Source organism: Puia sp., from assembly GCF_036500295.1.
Classification (GTDB): domain Bacteria; phylum Bacteroidota; class Bacteroidia; order Chitinophagales; family Chitinophagaceae; genus Puia.
In genome coordinates, this window is record NZ_DASYCH010000092.1 from 104,389 (window position 1) to 126,067 (window position 21,679).

The 21,679-nt window shown below is 56.0% G+C and carries 15 protein-coding genes; 8 read left to right on the top strand and 7 right to left on the bottom strand.

Annotation, left to right across the window (positions count from 1 at the left end; translation table 11 throughout):
* Nucleotides 1–12 precede the first annotated feature (12 nt).
* Entirely contained in the window at nucleotides 13–1,743 is a 1,731-nt protein-coding gene (locus VGM48_RS17670) for a RagB/SusD family nutrient uptake outer membrane protein (RefSeq protein WP_331581547.1), read from the top strand.
* On the opposite strand, the gene ygiD is transcribed toward VGM48_RS17670, so the two are convergent.
* Genes ygiD through VGM48_RS17685 form a run of 3 tightly spaced genes read right to left on the bottom strand, consistent with a single transcriptional unit; the run spans nucleotide 1,703 to nucleotide 5,437 of the window.
* Nucleotides 1,703–2,533, bottom strand: coding sequence for a 4,5-DOPA dioxygenase extradiol (ygiD, locus tag VGM48_RS17675; protein ID WP_331581549.1), 831 nt, complete (start codon nucleotides 2,531–2,533; stop codon nucleotides 1,703–1,705). The genes VGM48_RS17670 and ygiD overlap by 41 nt on opposite strands.
* Nucleotides 2,534–2,535: 2 nt before the next feature.
* A complete protein-coding gene (locus tag VGM48_RS17680) occupies nucleotides 2,536–3,252 on the bottom strand; it encodes a hypothetical protein (protein WP_331581550.1) in 717 nt (238 codons plus the stop codon).
* Between the two features lie 28 nt (nucleotides 3,253–3,280).
* On the bottom strand, nucleotides 3,281–5,437 hold the full coding sequence (locus tag VGM48_RS17685) for a hypothetical protein (protein ID WP_331581552.1): 2,157 nt from the start codon (nucleotides 5,435–5,437) through the stop codon (nucleotides 3,281–3,283).
* Between the two features lie 237 nt (nucleotides 5,438–5,674).
* Between VGM48_RS17685 and VGM48_RS17690 the strand changes: the two genes are divergently transcribed.
* Together VGM48_RS17690 and VGM48_RS17695 are read left to right on the top strand one after the other, a co-directional pair.
* On the top strand, nucleotides 5,675–6,103 hold the full coding sequence (locus VGM48_RS17690; RefSeq protein ID WP_331581554.1) for a response regulator: 429 nt from the start codon (nucleotides 5,675–5,677) through the stop codon (nucleotides 6,101–6,103).
* 190 nt (nucleotides 6,104–6,293) lie between these two features.
* Entirely contained in the window at nucleotides 6,294–7,565 is a 1,272-nt protein-coding gene (locus VGM48_RS17695; protein WP_331581556.1) for a sensor histidine kinase, read from the top strand.
* Here VGM48_RS17695 and solA read toward each other — a convergent pair.
* Nucleotides 7,537–8,640: an N-methyl-L-tryptophan oxidase gene (gene solA / locus VGM48_RS17700; protein ID WP_331581558.1), complete on the bottom strand. Its 1,104-nt coding sequence runs from the start codon at nucleotides 8,638–8,640 to the stop codon at nucleotides 7,537–7,539. The two genes, VGM48_RS17695 and solA, sit on opposite strands and share 29 nt — an antisense overlap.
* 62 nt (nucleotides 8,641–8,702) lie before the next feature.
* Between solA and VGM48_RS17705 the strand changes: the two genes are divergently transcribed.
* Complete coding sequence (locus VGM48_RS17705) at nucleotides 8,703–11,369, top strand: glycoside hydrolase family 3 C-terminal domain-containing protein (protein ID WP_331581560.1); 2,667 nt, start codon at nucleotides 8,703–8,705, stop codon at nucleotides 11,367–11,369.
* Here VGM48_RS17705 and VGM48_RS17710 read toward each other — a convergent pair.
* Together VGM48_RS17710 and VGM48_RS17715 are read right to left on the bottom strand one after the other, a co-directional pair.
* The gene (locus tag VGM48_RS17710) at nucleotides 11,366–12,751 is read right to left on the bottom strand and encodes an aminotransferase class V-fold PLP-dependent enzyme (protein WP_331581562.1); all 1,386 of its coding nucleotides are present in this window, start codon (nucleotides 12,749–12,751) and stop codon (nucleotides 11,366–11,368) included. The genes VGM48_RS17705 and VGM48_RS17710 overlap by 4 nt on opposite strands.
* A 2-nt stretch (nucleotides 12,752–12,753) precedes the next feature.
* Nucleotides 12,754–13,416, bottom strand: a complete 663-nt coding sequence (locus tag VGM48_RS17715; protein ID WP_331581564.1) for a DUF4395 domain-containing protein — start codon at nucleotides 13,414–13,416, stop codon at nucleotides 12,754–12,756.
* A gap of 65 nt (nucleotides 13,417–13,481) precedes the next feature.
* Between VGM48_RS17715 and VGM48_RS17720 the strand changes: the two genes are divergently transcribed.
* From VGM48_RS17720 to VGM48_RS17730, 3 genes are all read left to right on the top strand, one after another.
* Complete coding sequence (locus VGM48_RS17720; RefSeq protein ID WP_331581566.1) at nucleotides 13,482–14,594, top strand: sensor histidine kinase; 1,113 nt, start codon at nucleotides 13,482–13,484, stop codon at nucleotides 14,592–14,594.
* Complete coding sequence (locus tag VGM48_RS17725) at nucleotides 14,587–15,282, top strand: LytTR family DNA-binding domain-containing protein (RefSeq protein ID WP_331581568.1); 696 nt, start codon at nucleotides 14,587–14,589, stop codon at nucleotides 15,280–15,282. Before VGM48_RS17720 ends, VGM48_RS17725 begins: the two co-directional genes overlap by 8 nt.
* A 97-nt stretch (nucleotides 15,283–15,379) precedes the next feature.
* Nucleotides 15,380–15,727, top strand: coding sequence for a hypothetical protein (locus tag VGM48_RS17730; RefSeq protein ID WP_331581571.1), 348 nt, complete (start codon nucleotides 15,380–15,382; stop codon nucleotides 15,725–15,727).
* Here the strand turns inward: VGM48_RS17730 and VGM48_RS17735 are convergent.
* Nucleotides 15,705–18,128: an ABC transporter permease gene (locus VGM48_RS17735; protein WP_331581573.1), complete on the bottom strand. Its 2,424-nt coding sequence runs from the start codon at nucleotides 18,126–18,128 to the stop codon at nucleotides 15,705–15,707. The two genes, VGM48_RS17730 and VGM48_RS17735, sit on opposite strands and share 23 nt — an antisense overlap.
* A 172-nt stretch (nucleotides 18,129–18,300) precedes the next feature.
* Between VGM48_RS17735 and VGM48_RS17740 the strand changes: the two genes are divergently transcribed.
* The gene (locus tag VGM48_RS17740; protein WP_331581575.1) at nucleotides 18,301–21,678 is read left to right on the top strand and encodes a TonB-dependent receptor; all 3,378 of its coding nucleotides are present in this window, start codon (nucleotides 18,301–18,303) and stop codon (nucleotides 21,676–21,678) included.
* Nucleotide 21,679 lies beyond the last annotated feature (1 nt).

A 21,679-nucleotide genomic window follows, 5' to 3' on the forward strand; every position in this document is an offset into this window, starting at 1 on the left:
TTTCTTATTATCATGAAAAAGAATCAATTTTTAAATATTATAGTGGCTCTTGGAGTGCTGGGGTTTGCAGCGTGCAAGAAAGACAGCTTTTTGAACCGGCATCCGCTGAGCGATATCAGTCCGGCGACTTTCTTTACGACCGAGACGGACCTGCAATTATACTGCAACCAATATTATAACACGCTACCCGCCCAGACGTTGCAGCGGGCGGATGATCAGTCGGATGATAAGGCCAATGCGATGATCAACGCGTTGCTGGCCGGCACCTATACGATCCCGCCGTCGGCGGATACGACTAAGGACCTGGTCGGCACGGGCGCTTATATCACGCAGCTGAATCTTTTGAACGGGAGCGGGACGAACTGGTCCTGGGCGTTGAACCGGCAGTGCAATTTCTTCGTCGCCAACTATGCCAAGGCGGACCTGTCAGATTCCATCAAGAACGAATATCTGGCGGAGACCCTGTTCTTCCGGGCCAACGATTTCTGGAAGAAGGTGAAGGCCTTTGGAGATGTGCCATATATCAACACCTATATCACGGATACTTCGAAGTCCGTCCTGTATGGCACGCGGATGCCGCACCAGCAGGTGATGGACTCGGTGTTGAAGGATATGAATTTCGCGGTAGCGAATCTGCCGGTGACGCCTGCGCAGACGGGCAGGATCAACAAGTATGCGGCGCTGGCGCTGAAGGCGCGGATCTGTCTTTGGGAAGGCACCTACCGGAAATACTGGCCGAATGGGGGTGACCCGGCAGCCTATCTGCAGGGCGCGGTAGATGCGGCCGAGCAGCTGATGAATTCGGGAAAATTCAGTATCTATAAAACGGGCCATCCCAACTCCGACTATTATAACCTCTTTATCCAGGAAGAGCTTAGCGGAAATCCTGAAGCCATCCTGCCGCTGCGGTTCCTGCCGTCGGTGCTCATGAACGGCATCGACCGGAACCTTGGTGAAGCCGGCGATGGTTACAGTAAGAATTTCGTGCGCAATTACCTTTGCAGCGACGGGTTGCCCACGGCCCTGAGTCCTTTGTACAAGGGAGATGATTCGATTGACGAAGAGATCCAGAATCGGGACCCGCGGTTGAAGCAGGAGATCGCGACAAGGGGTTTCGATCTGTTAAACGGGGATACGATAACTGTTCCGCGGATTGCAACCGTTACCACTTCCACAGGCTATATGCCGATCAAGGGAAGGAGTAACAGCCTTGCCGCGTGGAATGCGAATGCATCGACGTACGATTTCTTCATTTTCCGGTATGCCGAAACCTTACTGATTGAGGCGGAGGCCAAGGCAGAGCTGGGTCAGTGTGACCAGAGCGTGCTCGACAAGACGATCAACCTGCTGCGGGACCGGGTGGGGATGCCGCCGATGGTGATCACTTCGCTCGTGAAAGATCCGCATTCGGATTTCCCCGCGTTGCCGGTGTTGCTGGATGAGATCCGGCGCGAAAGGCGCGTGGAGTTGGCTTCCGACGGTTTCCGGTTTGACGATCTGCATCGCTGGCATGCGGGTCCGCTGATCAATAACCCAGAAACAATATTGGGCATCAAGGTGTTGCCGGCGTTTAAAAGCGAGTATACCTATGATATCAGTGGAGTGGCGCTGGATGCGAACCATTATGTCCGGGTGTACCCTAGCATCACGGCGCGGCAATGGGATGACAAGATGTACCTGTATCCCATCCCGACGCAGGAGCTTACGCTGAATCCCGGGTTGAAGCAGAATCCCGGCTGGTAATTTTTAATGATGTCATTGTCAGCGATCCGCCTACGGGTGAGTCGTTGAAGAAACTAACGTCCTCGTCTTGCGCCTGCAGGGCGAGGACGTATAGTAATGGGAGGTAGTGTTCCGGGGTGGGGATGGCCAGGTCGAACGCGCTGCCGCCGGAGCGGAAGTCGATCAGGGAACGGTGGTCGCCGGAGAGGATGTGATCTTTCATTGCGTTGCCTGCCTCGAGGGCCCAGTCATATCCGTATTTTTCGTCCAGCCGGTTCCAGGCGACCATCCGAAGGTTGTGGACCATATTACCGCTGCCGATAATGAGGACGCCCTTGTCCCGAAGCGCCGAAAGTTCTTTACCCAGATCGTAATGATCCCGGGGACTTTTTGTTTGATCGAGGCTCATCTCGATAACGGGAATATCGGCTTTGGGATAAAAATGTTTTATCACCGACCAGGCGCCGTGATCGAGTCCCCAATTGTTGTCGAGGGTGATGTCGGTTGTTGTGATGATCTCCTTTGTTTGTTTCGCCAGTTCGGGGCTTCCCGGCGCGGGGTATTGCACTTCGAAGAGTTCTCTTGGGAATCCGCCGAAGTCGTGGATGGTCCGGGGATGCTGCATGGCGGTCACCTGGGTTCCGCGGGTTTCCCAGTGGGCGGAGATGCAGAGGATGGCCCTGGGTTTTGGAAGATCGCCGGCGATGGCCCGGAAGCCCGCGACGAATTCGTTCTCGTCGATCGCGTTCATGGGGTTGCCGTGGCCGACGAATAGGACGGGCATGCGGGGGGAGGGAGGTACCTTATTCATTTTTATGGTTTGAAGATGCTGTCGTCGACGGGTGGGTTGAGGACAACTCCTTTTACTTTGATGACCAGGACGGTCTGGTCCTTTATTTTATGGGTGACCGTAAAGGGGATGTTGATCCCTTTTACGTCCGTGTAGTCGGTATACGTCGTTTCGAGGGTGGCGCCGTTGAGCTCTATGTTCTTCGAGACGGCGATCTTTTCGAGAAGAGCGCCGGACTGCCGGTCGAAGAAGTACAAGGCGGTGTCTTTATTGGGGGCTATGAACCGGATGCGGTAGCAGTGTTGGCTGCCGACGGTATCCGTTCCTTCGAGGGTGGCGGCATACCCTTTTTGTTTGTAGTCGATAAAGGGGGATTCGAGGTGGACGTCGGCCTCGTTGGCCATGGCCTTTCCGTCTTCACCGTAGAGCACCTGTTTTTGTTTTTGGTTTTTGAAGGCGTCGATCTTCCAGCCTTCCTGCCCGTCGAAGGATTGGGCGAAGTATTTGCCGTTGAAGGTGACCACGTATTTATAGTGGTCGGGGGATTGGGCATAGGAGACGAAGGGGAATTCGATACCCCCATAGTTGTAGGTCCCGCTGTCGATGCGGGAATGGACGGATTGGAGCTGTTGTTTGCCGCCGGAGTAGTCGATGTACCGGGTGAAGACGGCATCGACCGATTGGGCGGTGGCAGTGATCGTTACCAGCGCGAAGCAAAGGGATATCAGGACGATTCTCATGGTGGGCAAGGTACAAAGAATCCGGCGCTTACCATTTGAGGGTGACTTTAATCCCATCGGGGCTGTTGGCAAAACCGAGGTATTCGGTGTGGGAGGTTTCATCCCAGGAAGATTGCAGGCCGGCGGCGGGCTGGCCGCTGCTGTCGGTAGCGGTGGTCGAGACGGGTTGGGCGGGCAACAGGACACGCATGCTATTCAGGGTATTGACGGGGCTTTTTGCCGTGAACGTATAGGTGCGGCCGATGGCGCTGGAGTTATAGATGCGCGCTGCGGTGGCCAGCACTCTTGCCTTTGCGTGGCCGGCATTGCGGCGCAGGTCATAGAGCAGCGACTGCTCTCCGGGCCGAATCGTTTTTTCCGCGAGGACGGGGAGTTGCGGGTCAAAGAGATCGATGACGGGACCTTTTACCGTATAAGGCTGGTCGCCGGAATTCTCGTCCAGCACGGAGATGATATCATAGGGACCACGTTCGAGGTAGAAATTATTCTTTACCAGCAGCTTTTTGGGCGAGGGGCCGCTTTCGTAGGCATGCTTTATGGTTTCGAAGTAACCGCTGTCGCCGCCGGTCTGGAGGACGAATTCCTTAGGGTCCTGACGGATAAGATAGACCTTGCCCTTGCCGACCGTAAATGATTGGTTGGGTTCGTTGGGCTTTATTCCGAGCAATTTAAACAGATGTTGAGAGGCAGTCGCGAAGTTATTGCCCTTCGTATTCCACCATTCCATTACCGACTGGTATGGGTCTTCGTCGCGGCCACAATAGACGAGTATGCCTCCCTTACGGACCCACTCTGCGAGGTCGCGGTGCACATCGGGGGAATGGGGTTTCATATTGGAATAGCTCATGACGAGGACGCGCATCTTCTGAAGGGTTGCCGGATAGATCAGGTTCTCCATATGAACCGTCTGTACCGGGATGCCGCGTTTCAGCAGTGGCAGGGTCTGACCATAGAAGTTGGAAAACTGCGGGTCGTCATAGCCGTTGTGCGTTGGAAAACGCTGGAACATCAGGGAATTGCTCATCAGCACCCCAATATCGTTGTTACCGCTGACGCGGTTGGAGGAAAGCGGCATGTCATTGAGGACATTGATCATCACCTGCATCTGGGTGGAATAATATTTCGGGATCAGCGTCTCCGAATCGCTGTTGGCCAGCTTGTAGGGGCGGGTGTAGATGCGTTCGGGCCAGGGCATCACCTCATAGTTGTCGATGGTGGGATAGAGGATCTCGGCGGTGAAGGTGGCCTGGTAATTCTTTTTGTAGTCGGCCCAGTCGCGGGGCCAGTCTTCGATGGGGTCGGTGAGGAAGTAGACCTTGCGGCCCGTGGGCGCCGTCATCGAGCGCATGGAGCCATATTCCAGGTAGGCGTTCTCGAAGACGCGTTCTTTTTCCCTGCCGTTGAAGTAGGTAGGTTCGCGGGAGGTGCCTGTCCAGACCTGGGCGATATAGCCGTCGATGCCGGGCAGGGAGGCCAGGCTGGCCTCAGGGCTCACGATCTTCCAGGAGGAGTAGTTCACGAGGGAGTGGGTGGCGATAAAGACCTTTACGCTTCGGCCTTTGCGCTTTGCATAGTCTTTTGCATAGGCGGATACCTGGCGGATGGCGTCGTAATAGAGATGATATTTTAGCTTGCTCGAGAGGTAGGTGTTCTCGGGGGAGGCGTCCTGTGGCCGCCAGGGGAAGCCATAGAATTTCTGCCATTCTTCTTTAAAGGGGGCGCTGTAGCCGGCGCGGGCCCAGAACTCGGGTTCTTCGAGGAAGAGGGTGTTGATCCCCGCATCGATGACACGCTTTACCACAGCCGTCTTCATGTAGTCGATGAAAGACTGCACCGGGACGACATACGGCATATTCTTCCCATGAAAGATGGTGTCGCCTTTCTGGGTGACCTGGCCCACCCCGAGGTGGTTGTGGCCATCCCACTGCCCGAGGAAATAATCATAGTACTGGCCCCAGGCGATGCCGGTCATGAAGGCGATGGTGTAGCCTCTGTCCCGCCAGGATTGTACGCGCTGTTCGAAGGTGGTGCCCTTACGGTCGTTGACGCCGTAGACGATGGCCATGTCCGAACGCACATCGATCTGCGGGATCCAGGGGCTGCTGGTTTGAAAGGTCGTTTTCTGTTGGGCCGGGAGGTGGATCGAGAGGAAAGCCAGGCAGGCGAAGAAATATACTTTTCTCATGTGTCGCAAATTACGGATAAGTGATGGATGCGGGTGGTGCATAGTTGTATTGATTGAGTCCCGTGCTGATCCTTGCGCCGACGCGGAAATAAACATCCGTAGAAGACCGGGACGTGCGAGTTGAAGACACGATAGGAAGTTAACACTTCAAAGGATTCCATCAGCGGGCGGGGCGGTGGCGCCGGATCCGGATACGAATTTAGGAAAAACGGCACGCTTTTTAATACCTTATTCGATATGAACGGCAAGTCTTCGTTACCGATCGTCATCATCGAGGACGATTCAGACGATCAGGATATGTTCCGGGAGCTTATCGTCGAACTGGGGATTCCCAATCCGCTGATCTTCTTCGACAACGCCACCGACGCTTTTGATTTTCTGCTCTCGGATGGCCAGCCCTTCCTGATCCTTTGCGATGTAAACCTCCCCATGCAGACCGGGCTGGAATTCAAGCGGACCGTTGACGAACATCCGGAACTGCGGAAAAAAAGCATTCCGTTTGTCTTTTGTACGACCAGTATCGACCCGGGCGCGATAAAGAAGGCCTACCTGGATATGACGGTACAGGGCTACTTCAAGAAAGGGGCGTCGATGGAGGAAATGAGGCGATCATTGAAGGTCATTTTCGAATATTGGCTGCTCTCGGTTCATCCCAATTCGATCTAATCGCCGCCGGCGCAGCAAGATGGGAAAAATTATACCCAACCGACAACCGATGCGGGGCTGAAAAATGCGGAGCAGCCTGATCTTTAGCGAGTTTGAGCAGGTACAAGAAATTGGTATCGATTTGGTTGTGGAGATTTTATCTATGAACCTAATGGCTAGCCTTTCGCCCATTTTAGAGACTGCGAGACAAATGGTACTCAAACTCCCCATGGGAATCGGCAGGCGGCTGACCGAAAGCCGGGTGATCGCCAGGGAACTGGCCATGGCCCAGGACAAGCTGGAAGGCCAGAAGCGGATCTATGAAGCGATTACTTCGAGTACGCCCGATCTTATCTATGTGTTCGATCTCCATTACAAGTTTGTTTACGCCAATAAGGCGCTGCTGGCCATGTGGGGCCGAAGCTGGGAGGAGTCCATCGGGCAGGGGCTGCTGGCGCTGGGCTATGAGCCCTGGCATGCGGAGATGCACGAGCGGGAGATAGATACGGTGGTCGCCACGAAGCAGGCGATCCGCGGTGAGGTTTCCTTCCCGCACGCGGTCCTGGGCCGGCGGATCTATGATTATATCTTTGCGCCGGTGATGAATGAAAAGGGCGAAGTGATCGCCATAGCCGGGACGACTAGGGATATTTCGGAGCTGAAAGGAGCTGAGGACGCATTACGCCGAAGCGAGGAACGACTGGAGCAGGTAGTGAGTGAGCGAACGGCGGAATTGCAACGGAGTAACGACGACCTCCTGCAATTCGCGCATGTGGCTTCGCATGACCTGAAGGAGCCGACACGCAAGGTGCGGTTTTTTGCCGACAGGGTGTTGAATGACGGCTCGTCGAAGCTTTCCGGCGACGGGATGAGATTTGTGGAGAAGATAATCAGCGCGTCCAACCGGATGTTCGAGATGATCGACGGCGTGCTGAACTATTCCAAGGTGACCAATCTGCAGGAGACCTATACGCGGGTGGATCTTACCGGGCTGATCGGCAAGATTGCCGCCGACCTGGAGGTGCTGATCCAGCAGAAGGAAGCGCGGATCGAGACCCGCAACCTGCCGTCCATCGACGGTGCACCGGTGTTGCTCTACCAGCTGTTTTACAATCTTCTCAATAATTCGCTCAAGTTTGCCCGCGAGGGAGTTCCCGCCGTCATCGTCATCGAGGCGCAAAGCATCTCCGTCGGGGAGCAGGAGCAAGTGCAGGTCGAAGTACGGGATAACGGCATCGGTTTTCCGCAGGAATATGCGGAGAAGATCTTCTCGACTTTTATCCGGCTTCATCCCAAGGATCTCTATGAGGGGACGGGATTGGGTTTATCCCTTTGCAAGAAGATCGTCGAACGGCACGGCGGGACGATCTCGGCGAGTGGCGTTCCCGGTGAAGGGGCGATATTTCAGATCCGTTTATCGGGAACGGCTGATGCCCGTGGTGATGCACCGAAGATTAGTGCAGGGCCGGCCGGTCGAGGGTGAACGGGGAGAGGTCGACGGCGGATCGGCCGGTGAGGGCGAGATCGGCGAGGATCTTGCCGGTGAAGCTGCTGAATTTGAAGCCGTGGCCTGAGCAGGGGCTGGCGACGATGATATTGGGATGCTGAGGATGGATGTCGATGATGAAGTGTTCGTCAGGGGTGTTGGTATACAGACAGACCTGGGCGTGGTGGAAGACGGGATCGATGGAGAGCCAGGTTTCGGCGAGGGCTTTTATTTGCGAGATCTCTTCGGGGGAAACGGCTTGCAGCAGATCGTCTGGGGCGATGGGGCGGCCTCCATGATGAGGGGCGAGCTTTACGCCGGCGCCGATATCGGGGAAGCCATAGAACATTTTTTCCTTTTCATATTCCCAGATGAAGATGGGCATGGCGGCGGGATGAAACTGCCGGCCGGCGTTGCCGAACCAGAACAGGGGTTGGCGGCGGACCGAGAGGGGAAGCTCCAGTTCGGGAAGCAGGGTGTTTAGCCAGGCGCCGGCGGCGATGATGACCGTCGCCGTGTCATAGGTGGCGGTTGGCGTGGTGAGGGTTACATGGCTGGCACCGGGGGTGATGCTGAGTACCGGTTCGCCGGTGTGGATCGCGGCGCCATGGGCGGCCGCCTGCGTCAGGAAGGCGCGGATACATTCTTCGGGATAGAGGATGCCGGCTTCTTTTTCCAGGACGCCCACCGTGTCCGGGGTGGGTCTAAAGGCGGGGAAGCGGTTGCGGATGGCCGTGGCATCAAGCCATTCGAAGGGGATGCCGTGAGTTTCCGCGCTGAGCCTGGCGCCTTGTACGACGGCGGTATCGGCGGCGCCGAGCAGGAGCCCGCCGGTCTTTTGAAAGAGGGGTTTGCCTGCTGCGGCCTCCAGTTCGGCCCAGAGCGGGTAGGCGGCTTTTACCAGCGGGACGTAGAAGGGACTCTCGTGATAGGCCTGGCGGATGATGCGGCTTTCGCCATGGGAGGAGCCCCGTTGATGCGGGGGTTGGAAGCGGTCGATGCCGAGGACTTTTTTGCCGGTTTTAGCTAAATGCCAGAGGGCCGAGCTGCCGTTGGCGCCCAGGCCGATCACGATACTTTCATATGTATTGCGGGTGGCCAGGTTTCAAAGATAGGAGGTATCTTCGGGACAAGATGAAAACGATGCCGCTTTTGCTGGCGGCGATGCTGGTGAGTATCGCCCCTGCCCTTTCCCAGTCCCTGCCGATTTATAAAGACTCCACACAGCCCATCGAAAAACGGGTTGCCGACCTGCTTTCGCGGATGACTCCCGAGGAGAAGTTTTTCCAGTTGTTTATGATCCCGGGAGAGATCCCCGCCGGTCAGGAAGACCGGTATCGCAGTGGGCTCTTTGGTTTCCAGGTGAGTGCCGCCGCGAGGAAGGGCGCTGCCGGTGCGCAGATGCTGGACTATGGCGTGAAGGATGACGCGGTGACGTTGCGGACAAAGATCAACGGGCTGCAACGATATTTTGTCGGGAAGTCGCGGCTGGGTATTCCCATCATCGCCTTTGACGAGGCGCTGCATGGGGTAGTCCGTGGCGGCGCTACCACGTATCCGGCGGCGATCGCGCTGGCGGCCAGCTGGGATACGGCGCTGATGGGCCGGGTAGCGTTGGCGATCACCGCGGAAGCGCGGCTGCGGGGCATCCGGCAGATCCTTTCGCCTGTCATCAATATTGCCGCGGACCCGCGCTGGGGCCGGGTGGAGGAAACCTATGGCGAAGACCCGCTGCTGACCTCGGCGATGGCGGTGGCCTTTGTCAGCGCCTTTGAGAAGAACGGGATCGTTACGACCCCCAAGCATTTTATCGCGAATGTGGGTGATGGCGGGAAGGATAGCTATCCCATTTATTATAACGAGCGGCTGCTCGACGAAGTGTATTTCCCGCCATTTATCGCCTGTTTTCAGCAGGGCGGTTCGCGATCGGTGATGACTGCCTACAATGCGGTGGATGGGACGCCAGCCTCGCAGAATGAATGGCTGCTGACCAAAAAGCTGAAGGGCGAATGGGGATTCAAGGGCTTTGTGATCTCGGATGCCAACGCGGTGGGCGGGGCGAATGTCCTGCATTTTACGTCACCGGATGTCCCGACTTCCGAGCAGCAGGCCGTGAATGCCGGGATGGATGTCGCTTTTCAGACCTCTTTTGATCATGCGCGGCTGTTTATCCCGCATTTCCTCGATGGGGGGATCGACCGCGGGCGGATAGATGATGCCGTGAGCCGGGTGTTGCGGGCGAAATTCGAGTTGGGCCTTTTCGAGCATCCGTATGTAACGGAGGAGGACGTCCGGGTATGGGGGGATACGAGTGGTCATCGGGCGCTGGCGCGGCAAGCTGCGCGGGAATCGATCGTGCTGATGAAAAATGAAGGAAAGGTGTTGCCGCTGCGACCTTCCGTCCGGAAGATCGCCGTCATCGGGGCAGATGCTGCCGAGGCGAGGCTCGGCGGCTATAGCGGGCCGGGAAATCACAAGGTGAGTATTCTTGACGGGATCCGGGAGCGGGCAGGGCGGCAGGTGGCCGTCAGCTATTCCCCGGGATGCGGCCGAAGAGAGCGGGAGTGGACGGTGGTGCCGGGAGAAAATTTATTTACGGCGGCGGGGGCTTCGACGCATGGGTTAAACGCGGAATATTTTGCGAATCTTACCCTTGGCGGTGCGCCTGCGGTGAAGCGGGTGGATGCCAATATCAATTTTCAATGGACGCTTGGAATGCCCGACTCTTCGGTTGGGCATGATTTCTATAGTGCGCGATGGACGGGGGTTGTCCGGGCGCCCCGGATGGGCCGATACCGGCTCGGGCTGGATGGGGATGACGGCTATCGGTTATGGGTTGACGACAGGCTGGTGGTGGATAAATGGGTGAAACAATCGTATCATACACAGCTGGCTGCCACGGCGCTCGATCCGGGCCGAGAGTATGCGATAAGGGTAGATTTCAACGAGCCGGTGGGCAACGCGCATCTGAAACTGGTGTGGGCGGCCGATACGAGTCGCGTAGATGCGCGAATGGATTCGGCGGTTGCGGCGGTGGCGAAGGCCGATGTTGCGATCGTGGTGGCGGGGATCACCGAGGGCGAATTCCAGGACCGGGCTTCGCTGGCATTACCGGGAAGACAGGAGGAACTGATCCGGCGGGTGGCGGCTACGGGGAAGCCGGTGGTGGTGTTATTGGTGGGCGGCAGTGCGATCACGATGACGAACTGGATAGACAAAGTGCCGGGGGTGTTGGATGTATGGTATCCCGGCGAGGAAGGCGGGCATGCGGTGGCGGATATCCTTTTTGGCGATTCCGATCCGGGCGGCCGGTTGCCGATCACTTTTCCGATCTCCGAAGCGCAGCTGCCCTGGGTATATAACCATACGCCGACGGGGCGGGGTGATGACTACAATAATTTGAGCGGGCTGCCGCTGTTTCCGTTTGGATATGGGTTGAGTTATACGCATTTTAATTATGACGGGTTGTCGCTTGACAAGACCGTGATGGGGGTGAGCGATTCTGCGGTATTGCACTGCCGCGTGACCAATGCCGGAGACCGGGAGGGGGATGAGGTAGTGCAGTTGTATCTGAAGGAGACCGTGGCGTCGGTGGCGCGGCCGGTGATTGCGCTGAAGGGTTGGCAGCGGGTGCATCTGCGGCGGGGTGAGTCGGCGGAGGTGAGATTTGTCGTAGGGCCGGCGGTGCTGGCCTCGCTGAATAAGGGACTTCAGCGGATGGTGGAACCGGGGCAATACCAATTGCTGGTGGGCGCTTCTTCGCGGGACCTGCGGTTGAAGGGGTTGCTGGAAGTGCGTTAATATTGAGCGCATGTGACGGCTTCGATGGCTTCGGCGATGTAGTCGAGCTCGGCTGTCGTCATCGTGGGATGAAGGGATACCCGAACCCAGCCGGGTTTGCTTTTGGTGTCCCCGGCGAGGAGTTTTTGGCGGATGGCGAGTGAGTGCGGCCGGTCGATGCGGAGCAGGTGGTGGCCATAGGGTCCGGCGCAGCTGCAGCCGCCGCGGGTCTGGATGCCGAAGCGATCGTTCAGGGCGGCGACGACGGTATCGTGATGCGTATTCTCAACGAGGAAGGAGATGATGCCAAGACGTTGAGTTTGGTTTTGTTCCAGCAGGGTTAGCCGCGGGATGGCCGCAAGGCGGGGAAAGAGCTGGTCCAGCAGTTGGGTTTCGCGTTGCCGGATGGCGCCGGCGCCCATTTGTTCTTTCAGCCGGATACAGAGCGCGGCTTTTATCCCTTGCAGGATGGGGGGAGTGCCGCCGTCTTCGCGGGCTTCGATGGCCGAATGGTAATCGTGTTCCTTCCAGGGATTGCTGTAGAGGATGGTGCCGCCGCCGGGCTGGTCGGGTGTTTCATTTTTATAGAGGTGTTTGTTGAAGACGAGGACTCCGGGGGTGCCGGGGCCGCCGAGGAATTTGTGGCCCGAGAAGTATATGGCATCGAGGGCGGCCTTTGGATCCGGCGGGTGCATGTCGATCGGGACATAGGGAGCGGAGGCGGCGAAGTCGACGAAACAATAGCCGCCGTGTTCGTGCAGGAGGGCTGCGATCGCATGATAGGGGGTTTCGATGCCGGTGACGTTGGAGCAGGCGGTGATAGCGGCGATCCTGGTCCGCCGATCTTTGTATCGGCCAAGCAGTTGGGTCAGGTGATCGAGATCGGGGGTGCCGTCCTTTGCAGGGCGGATGATCTCTACGGTGGCGATCGTTTCCAGCCAGCTGATATGATTGCTGTGGTGTTCCATATGCGTGAGCAAGACGAGGGGACGGGCCGATTCACGGATGTGTAGGGGACCGGTGTAGTCGGTGAGGCGTGCTGGAAAACGAAGTCCGAGAAGGCGCTGGAGTTTGCACACGGCGGCGGTCATTCCACTGCCGCAGAAGAGGAGGGCGTCATCGGCGTTTGCGTGGACGTGTGCCTTTATGATGGCTTTTGCCTCTTCATAGGCGGTTGTCATCGCGGTTCCGGTGAAGGTCGTGTCGGTGTGGGTGTTGGCGAAGAAGGGAAGGATCGTTGTTTGAAGTTGCTGTTCGATGGGTGCGTAGGCGCGCCCCGCGGCGGTCCAGTCCGCGTAGACGAGCGGTTTTCGGCCGAAGGGGGTATCGCAGTGCTGACCGATACCGACGATATTCCGGCGAAAGGGAGTGAACCAGGCTTCGAGGGTGTCGGCTGCGGTCATCGTTATTTGGGTTGAGCGGTGGTATAGGCGCCGAAGAGATCGTACGGCTTTTTACCGAAGAAACTATTGGCATAGGCGCCAAGGAGATACAGGAAACCGACAAACGCGAGGATGACGAGCCATTGCCACCCCGAGGTGCGCTGGATCTCCTGGCGGGCCCTTACCTCGCAGACCTCGCCGGGACAATATTGAACTTTTGTCTTAAAGACCAGGGAATAGAATTTACAGGCCAGACAGATGCCAAAGGCCGATTCGAAGAAGAGGAAGATGAGACAGACCAGGCAGGTGAGGCCGGTGATGGGGCTATAGGAGTTGACCAGCACGAGGAAGACGAACATGGTGGCGGAAAGGGCCAGGCCCACCGTCCAGGCGAATTTTTTCTGGCGGGCGCCCACGTATTCGGGAGTCTGGCGATTGACGATCAGCCTGCCGATGATGAGCATCGGTGCAAACCGGGGGCTGACAAAGACCCGAATGAGGAAATCGACGAAGAAGGTGGTGATCACATACTTCACCGGTACAAAGTTGTTTTTAAATATGATCAGCATCAGGGAAGTGAAGGTGGCCAGGAAGAGGATGCCGGCTGCCGCCCTTATCTCTCTTTCATTGAGCACCCGGATGGAATAACCGGGGACGGTTTCGCCGAAACGGCTCGATGTATTCATGGTTTAATTTTTTATAATAATATCTAATTCCCTCATCAGATGCAAGTTAGATCAACAAACAACCGATGTGGGTCTACGAAATGCGATTTGTCGTCAACAGCCGGCAGGGATTGGAAATGCCGAAACAATTTGCCGATATTAGAGGCCTGATGACATTCCGCTTTGACATAAAAAGGCTGACGGTTTATGGCTGGATCGCGATTGCCAATCTGGGGGTCAGTACGTTTGCGAATACGGCGCAGCAGCTTGGGCAGATCGGCGCGAGATGTCTCGACGATATCTGGCGGTTACTCCTGCTTGTCTTTCTGCACTATATCCTTTTCGAGTATACCATACCGATATGGCAGCGGAAACGATATAGCCGGGCATTGCTGTTTATCGCGGGTCATCTTTTTTTTTATTCGGAGGGGTTATTCCTCTGGCGGGCGTTGGGAATTGCGATCGGCATCTACACGCCGATACCGGAACACAAGCACGATGTATCGACCCAGATGGGATACAGTGTGGGGTCCGTCGTCTTTTTCGGGATCATCCTGTATATCTACAATCACAACCGGCTGAAGAAAAGGGCGCAGCAGTTGCTGATCGAGAAGCAACGCGCGGAACTGAACTATCTGAAATCCCAGACCAACCCGCATTTTCTATTCAACACGCTGAACAATATCTACTCGCTTGCGCGGGACAAATCCGACCAGGCGCCGGAGACGATCCTGCGGCTGTCGAAGATCCTGCGGTATATGTTGTACGAAGCCGGCGGGGAATACATTGCGATCGAGCAGGAGTTGAAGATCATCGGAGATTATATTTCGCTGGAAAAGTTGCGGTATGACGACACGTTGCGCGTGAATTTCAACTATGACGTGGAGGATATGCGGCAGTCGTTACCGCCGCTGCTGCTGATGCCGTTGGTGGAAAATGCCTTCAAGCACGGCGCTTCGGAAACGAGGCATCAGCCTTTTGTCGATATCCATCTGACGGTGGTGCGGCGGCAGCTGGCTTTTTCTGTCCGCAATTCGACGGATGGCTCCAATGGGGAGGCGAAGGTTCGGGAGAATATCGGACTTTCCAATCTCCGGCGGCAGCTGGAGTTGTTGTACACGGATTATACGGTCGATGTGCAGCAGCGGGGGGCCGAGTTCCATGCGACATTAAAGATCAATCTTGCGAGTCATGTCTAAGATAAAATGCATCATTATAGAGGACGAGCCCCTTGCGGTGAAGGTGCTTGTGGATTATATCGGGCAGGTTCCGTTCCTGGAGCTGCAGGCTACCTTCAAGGATGCGATCCTGGCGACGGAGTGGTTGCGAAAGTCGGAGACCGGGCTGATCTTTTTGGATATCCATCTGCCGAAGCTGAAGGGGATGGCTTTTTTGCGAACCTTGTTACAGCCGCCGGCGGTGATCATCACCACTGCGTATCATCAATATGCCGTGGCGGGGTTTGAGTTGAATGTAACGGATTATCTGCTTAAGCCGGTGGAGTTCGAGCGGTTTTTAGTGGCTGTGAACAAGGTTCGGACGGCGGAGGCCGGAAGGACGGGAGGTAAGGGGGAGGAGGGGGATCCCAGGGACTATATCTTTGTTCCCGTACAGAAACGAAAAGTACGGATCCTGCTGGCGGATATCCTTTATATCGAGAGTCAGCGGGAGTATGTGCGGATCAGGACCACGCAGGGTGAATATCTGACGAAGATGAGCACACACGAGATCGAGGAGTTGTTGCCGGCGCATCTTTTCCGGCGGGTGCACCGGAGTTTTATCGTTGCGATCCGGCGGATCGAATCGTATACGGCCGAGATGATCGAGATGGGTGGTGTATCTATCCCGATCGGCAAGGGCTACCGGGATGGAATGGAGAGATTATAGTCCTCTGCCGGCGGTTCATATGGACGTTTTTTATATTGAATAGCGGGGCAATTTTCCGTATCGGGGGGCGTTTATTCGTTTACGTAAAATGCTGCGCATGCAAGCTCCTAATTCCAACCCTATTCAATCCCTGGCGTCGGGTCAGCGCTACCGGGTCAATTCTTTCGACCTTGGTTTTATCAATGTTCATCCTGTCGATCTGTTAGTAGAGGTAAAGACCGTCTGCTACGATACCCACGAATTGGAACTGGCGCCCCTTCCCGCGGCCGGTGGTGCCGTCAATGAGACCCATGTTCAGGTGGCGCAGTGGTTCAGGGAGAGCTACCCTACCCGATCAAAAGACGATTGTCTGCTCAAGAACGCCCTGGCATTCGAGCGGCTTGTCGAGACCGGAGCCGCGACGCCGGAAAAGCTGCGGGTGGTTACTCCGTATGCAGGGTCCTGACCGGGTTGGCAAGGGCGGCTTTTATTCCCTGGAAGCCGACCGTTATAAAGGCGATGCCGACTACGGCGATACCGGTGAGGGCAAATACCGACCAGCCGATGTCGATGCGATAGGCAAACCCCAGGAGCCAGCGGTTCATGCAGTACCAGGCGATGGGGGACGCGATGAGCAGCGAGATGACGACCAGCCGGATAAAATCCTTCGAAAGCAATAGCACCACGCTGCCGGTGGTTGCTCCCAGCACTTTTCTTATTCCCACTTCTTTTCTTCTGCGTTCGGCGGTGTAAGCGGCGAGGCCAAACAAGCCGAGGCAGCCGACAAAGATGGCGAGCCCCGTGAAGACCCACAGAAGAGTATTGAGCTTGTCTTCGGCCGTATACATCTCCTGGAAGCTTTGGTCGAGAAAGCTGTATTCAAGCGGATATTCCGGCGAAAATTCATTCCAGACGGCTGTTATGCCTGCGATGGAGGCGGCGATGTTGCCGGCATGTAGCTTTACGGCAACCTTCCAGGCGGCATCGGGAAAGATCTGGATGACGGCGGTCTGCACTTTGTCATAAAGGCTCTTGTAGTTGAAGTCCTGTACGACACCGATGATCTGGCCTGTTTTCAATGAATCGGGGTTCTTTGCGCCCCAGGGATGCCACTGCAGCGTTTGGCCGAGGGCTTTCTGCGGAGTTTGGAACCCGAGCTCCCTTACGGCAGTCTCGTTGATAATCCAGGCGTGGTCCTTGTCACCGGCCATTTCCCGGGAGAAATCCCGCCCGGCGATGACGCGAAGGCCGAGGGTTTTTATATAGTCATAATCCACCGTAAGCTGCGTAGCCGACTTTGTTTCTTTTTCGCCGTTGTGCAGGGCGATGACCTCGTCGCCCGCCACGGCATCGCCGGGATAACCGTAGCCGATGGACACGGAAGAAACTCCCGGAGAGCGGAGCAGCTCATTGCGGAAGGTTTCGGAATTATGGAACATCTTATCGCCGCGCATCGGGAAGAATAGGATCTGGTCCTTGCTGAAGCCGAGGTCTTTGTTATGCAGATAATCTACCTGGCGGAACACGATCAGCGCGCTGATGATCAGGAGGACGGAAAGGGCGAATTGCACGACGATCAGCCCCATACGGATCCAGGCGGCGCGGACGGGTTGACCGGCCGCCGCGGTATTGGCCTTTAGGACGTTTACGGGTTTGAAGCGGGAGAGCATCAGGGCGGGATAGAAGCCGGCGAGGATGCCCACGATGAGAACGAGCGCGAGCAGGGCGGCGCCGGTGACCGGATGGATGAGAATATGGAAGGGGATCTGTTTACCGGTGAAGCGGTTGAGCCAGGGCAGGGTTCCCGCCGTGAGCGCGAGAGCGATGGCGGTGCTGATCAGGGCCAGGAAGATGGTCTCGCCGATGAATTGGGTCATCAACTGGTTCGTTCCTGCGCCAATGGTCTTGCGGACACCCACCTCTTTTGCGCGTTGGAGCGAACGGGCTGTAGCCAGGTTGACGAAATTGAAACAGGCGATGACAAGGATGAAGACCGCTATCAGAGTGAGCGCTTTTACGTACGTACTATTTCCCCGTGCGGCATTATCGAACTTGAAGTCGGCGGAGTAAAGATGGATCTTCCGCATGGGTTGCAAGAATGGTTTATCGACGCCGCGGGTGTCGGGCAGGGCTTTCTCTATCCGGGCTACTTCGTTTTGAAATTTTGTCTCCAGGGAAGCAGCATTTGTGGCCGGTTTGAGTCGTATATAGGTGAAGAACTGGTGCCAATGCCATGAACTCATCCGGCTTGCATCGAGCCGGACTGCGGCGAGGGGCGCAACATAGTTGAATTGCAGGTGGAACCGCGGCTCCTTTTGAAAAATGCCTTTTACTATGTAAGGGCTTTTGTTCATGAGCACCTGTTTTCCGACAGGGTTTTCGTTTCCCCACAGGCGATGGGCCATTTCGGCCGACATGACGATGCCCGTCTCCCCGTCGAGCGCATTTTCCCGGCTACCGGCCAGAAAGTTCAGCCGGAATACATCGAAGAAGGTGGAGTCGGCGAAGAACCCATGCTCTTCATAGATCTTTTTGTCGCCAGCTTCGAAGAGGGTCTTAAACGAGGATGTCATCAATATGCGTACGGTCTGTTCCACTTCGGGATAATCTTTCCGGAGGGTGGTGGCGAAGATGGGCGGAGTGACCGCGAGCTTTTGTGTCGCGGTGTTGTCGCTTTGTTCGGTATAGACGCGATAAATGCGGTCGTTATCGGGAACCGTAGTGTCATAGCGGCTCTCGTCCCACACAAAAAGGCCGATGAGAATGCAGACGGTGAGGCCCGCGGCGAGTCCGATGATATTTATCGCGGAGAATCCCTTGTGGCGGGTGATGTTACGCCAGGCTACGAGGAGGAAGTTCCTGAACATACCTAATTTTTTGTTTAATATACGAAAGATTTCGTTGTATTTGAAATAAGAGTTTATTCTAATGGCAAGGTATTTGTAATTGAACGTTTATTCCCCTCCTTATACAGTATCAAGGTTTATTGACACGAGTGTTTTATTGACAACAACCGATCATCGTTTCAAAAGGCTGTTTATGACCATTTCTACATTATCCTGCAAGAGGCGGGTAAGCGTGGACAGGAATTTCCTGCCCGTATGCCTCTGTTTGTTTTTTACTTTTTGTTTTTTGGGTGTCGCTGCGCAGAATCGCGGCGATACGGTGCGGCCGCGACGGGATTCCGTTATGAAGATGCGGGACAGTTCGAAGCCCGTGTGGGACACCATGCCGCGCCCCAACGATACGCTCATGAAGCGGGGACTTGACTCTGCTGTAAAGCGGGAGAAAGATTCCGCCGCGCGGCGGGCCAGGGAAGCTGCGTCACGGCCCCGTCGGGATACCGATTCGGGCGCTGTAGCGAAGAAGGACAGTTCGGCAATGGACACGAGTGGTGCAGGGCGGGTAACCGGTACTGTCGAGCTTAGCGGAAGCACCGATCAATCGGGGACGAGTGTTGAAGTAAAGGGGGCGGGCAAGGGGGCCGTCTCAACGAATGCGCAGGGCGTCTTTAGCATCAGGGCTCCGGCGGACGCCACCCTGGTTTTCAGCCATGTGGGTTTTCTGACCACGGAGGTCGATGTAAAGGGGAAACTCAATCTATCGGTTACCCTTGCGCGGGATGCCAATACCCTCGAGCAGGTGACGGTCAGCTATGGGAAGCAGGCCAAGCGGGAACTTTCGAGCGCTGTCACGAAGGTGGATGCAAGTGAGGTGGCGGATATTCCTGCGACGGAGTTCGGCCAGAAGCTGCAAGGCAAGGTGGCGGGAGTGCAGATCCAGCAGACCAGCGGTCTGCCGGGTAACAATATCGTTTTCCGCGTCCGCGGAGCAGCTTCGCTCTCTTCCGGCAACCAGCCCCTTGTCGTGGTGGATGGTCAGCCGCTGAACAGCGATGCGACCGGTGGGACGGGGGACATCAATCTTGTCGACCCGGAGCAGATCGAATCCTACAGCGTGCTGAAAGATGCGGCAGCGACCTCGCTTTATGGCAGCCGGGCGTCCAACGGGGTGATCCTGATCACGACGAAGACGGCCAAGATCGGCAAGAGCAACATCAGTGCCAACGTCTACTATGGTTTGCAGACGGTGCCGCAGCGTGGCCGGCCCGACCTGATGAACGCGCGGGAGTTTGCCACCTTTATGAACGGCTTTTACCAGGATAAGATCAACAACGAGGGATGGGTGAACCCTACCACGGGAACGGCTACGATCCCCGCCGACTATGCCAACCCTGCGCAGTACGGAAAGGGAACGGACTGGTACAATGCGCTGATCCATACTGCGCCGATGGAGAACTATTCCGTTAATTATAGTGTCGGCACCGATAAGGTGTCTTCCAGTACGACGATGACCTATTTCAACCAGGACGGGGTGTTGTACAATACTGGAACGAAACGCTTTGCATTCCGTACCAATGCGGAGTACCGGCCGGTCTCGAGGGTCAAGCTCGGGTTGAATATCGCCCCGGCCTACCAGATAGATCACAACACGCGGGGCGGTCAGCTGGCATTGAATGGGAACCGGCAGGTCGTGGCCGGCGCCGATCTGAGTTCGCCGCTGATCTCGCCCTGGGCGAGCAAGGGTGTTTACAACCTTTCCACGGCATCGTATGGGATGTATGCGTTACCCAATTATCTGCAACAGGAGCGGATCATGGATAACAACCAGACCAATTTCTCCTTCCTCGGCAATGCCTATGCAGACGTCGAGATCATCCACGGCCTGCATGCCAGATCGACGATCAACGGGGACATTCTGAACCAGGACTACAACTCTTATTATGGGACACAATTTGGATATTTTGGGGTCATTCCGCCCCGGCCGCCGGCTTCGTCGCAGGCGATGAACAACTCCAACAATACGTACACCTGGACCAACGAAAACCTGTTGACCTATGATACTCATTTCGGCAACCATTCGCTGGATGTGCTGGTTGGTTATACGACGCAGAAATCCTATGAGAGCCTGCGGTCGATAGCCGGGACGGGGTTTGCCACGGACGGGACTCCCTGGGTTTCGGCGGCGAGCACGACCACGGGTACGTCCAACAGCACTTCGTGGACGCTGGCTTCGGCACTTGCACGGGTGAACTATGACTACAAGAAGAAGTATTTTATCTCCGGGGCGATCCGGAATGACGGTAGCTCGCGGTTCGGCGTCAACAAGAAATACGGCACCTTCCCGTCGGGCGCCGTGGCCTGGGTGGCCAGCGAGGAGAAGTTCTTCCCCAAGACGAGGATTTTGAGCTTCCTCAAATTCCGGGGCAGCTATGGGTTGACCGGTAATTATAACATCGGCAACTATACGCAGACCTCGCTGCTGAGCGGGACCAACTATGTCCTCAGCGGGAGCACGGTGCTGGGGGAATCGATCACTACCCTTGGCAATCCCAATCTTACCTGGGAAACCTCCAAGCAACTGGATCTTGGCGCCGATCTGACTCTCTTTAAAGGCAGGGTGAATATCAGCTACGACTATTACAACAAGCGCACGGAGGGAATGCTGTCGCCGCTGCCGATCCCTTATGCTTCGGGTTATGGCTCTATCCAATATAATGAGGGAACGTTTCGCATCTGGGGGCATGATATCCAGATCAGCACGGACAATATCAAGGGACCGTTCACCTGGACGACGGATTTCAATATCTCCTTCAACGACAACAAGGTATTGTCGCTTGTGAACAATACCCCGATCGGGGGGACGGGGATGTACAGCGACTATAACCGGACCGACGTCGGACACCGGATCGGCGAACTGTACGGATTTGTCTTCGAGGGTTTGTATATGAACGAATCGGACTATGAGAAATATCCCAAATATTCCACCTCCGTTGTGGGGTCGGCGCGGATGAAGGATGTCAACGGCGACGATACGATCGATATCAAGGACCGGACCTTTCTGGGGCGGACGAATCCCAAGTTCATCTTCGGTATGACGAACAACTTTGGTTATAAGGGATTCGACCTGGGTGTGGTCGTCGCCGGTCAGGTGGGTAACAAGATCATGAACACCAACCTGCAGAACCTGCGAAACCTGGATGGGGTCTTCAATGTAGAGAAGAGTATGCAATACCGCTGGCGGAGTCCCGAGGATCCGGGCAATGGGAAGGTGCCGACGACGCGCAGCGGCTCTACCGAGCTGTACCGGCTGGTGAACAGCACCTGGGTGTATAATGGAGATTACCTTGCGATAAAGAATATCACGCTGGGCTATACGTTCGGCAAAAAAATGCTTCATTATATCAAGGGTATCAGGGTGTATGCCAGCCTGCAGAATGCGTTTATGTTTACGCGGTATCCCGGTCAGAACCCGGAAGTGAACGACAACAAGGATAACCAGACGGTTGCCGGGTTGGATGGAGGTTCCTACCCCATCCCGAGGGTCATGCTGTTTGGTGCAAATGTGAATTTTTAAA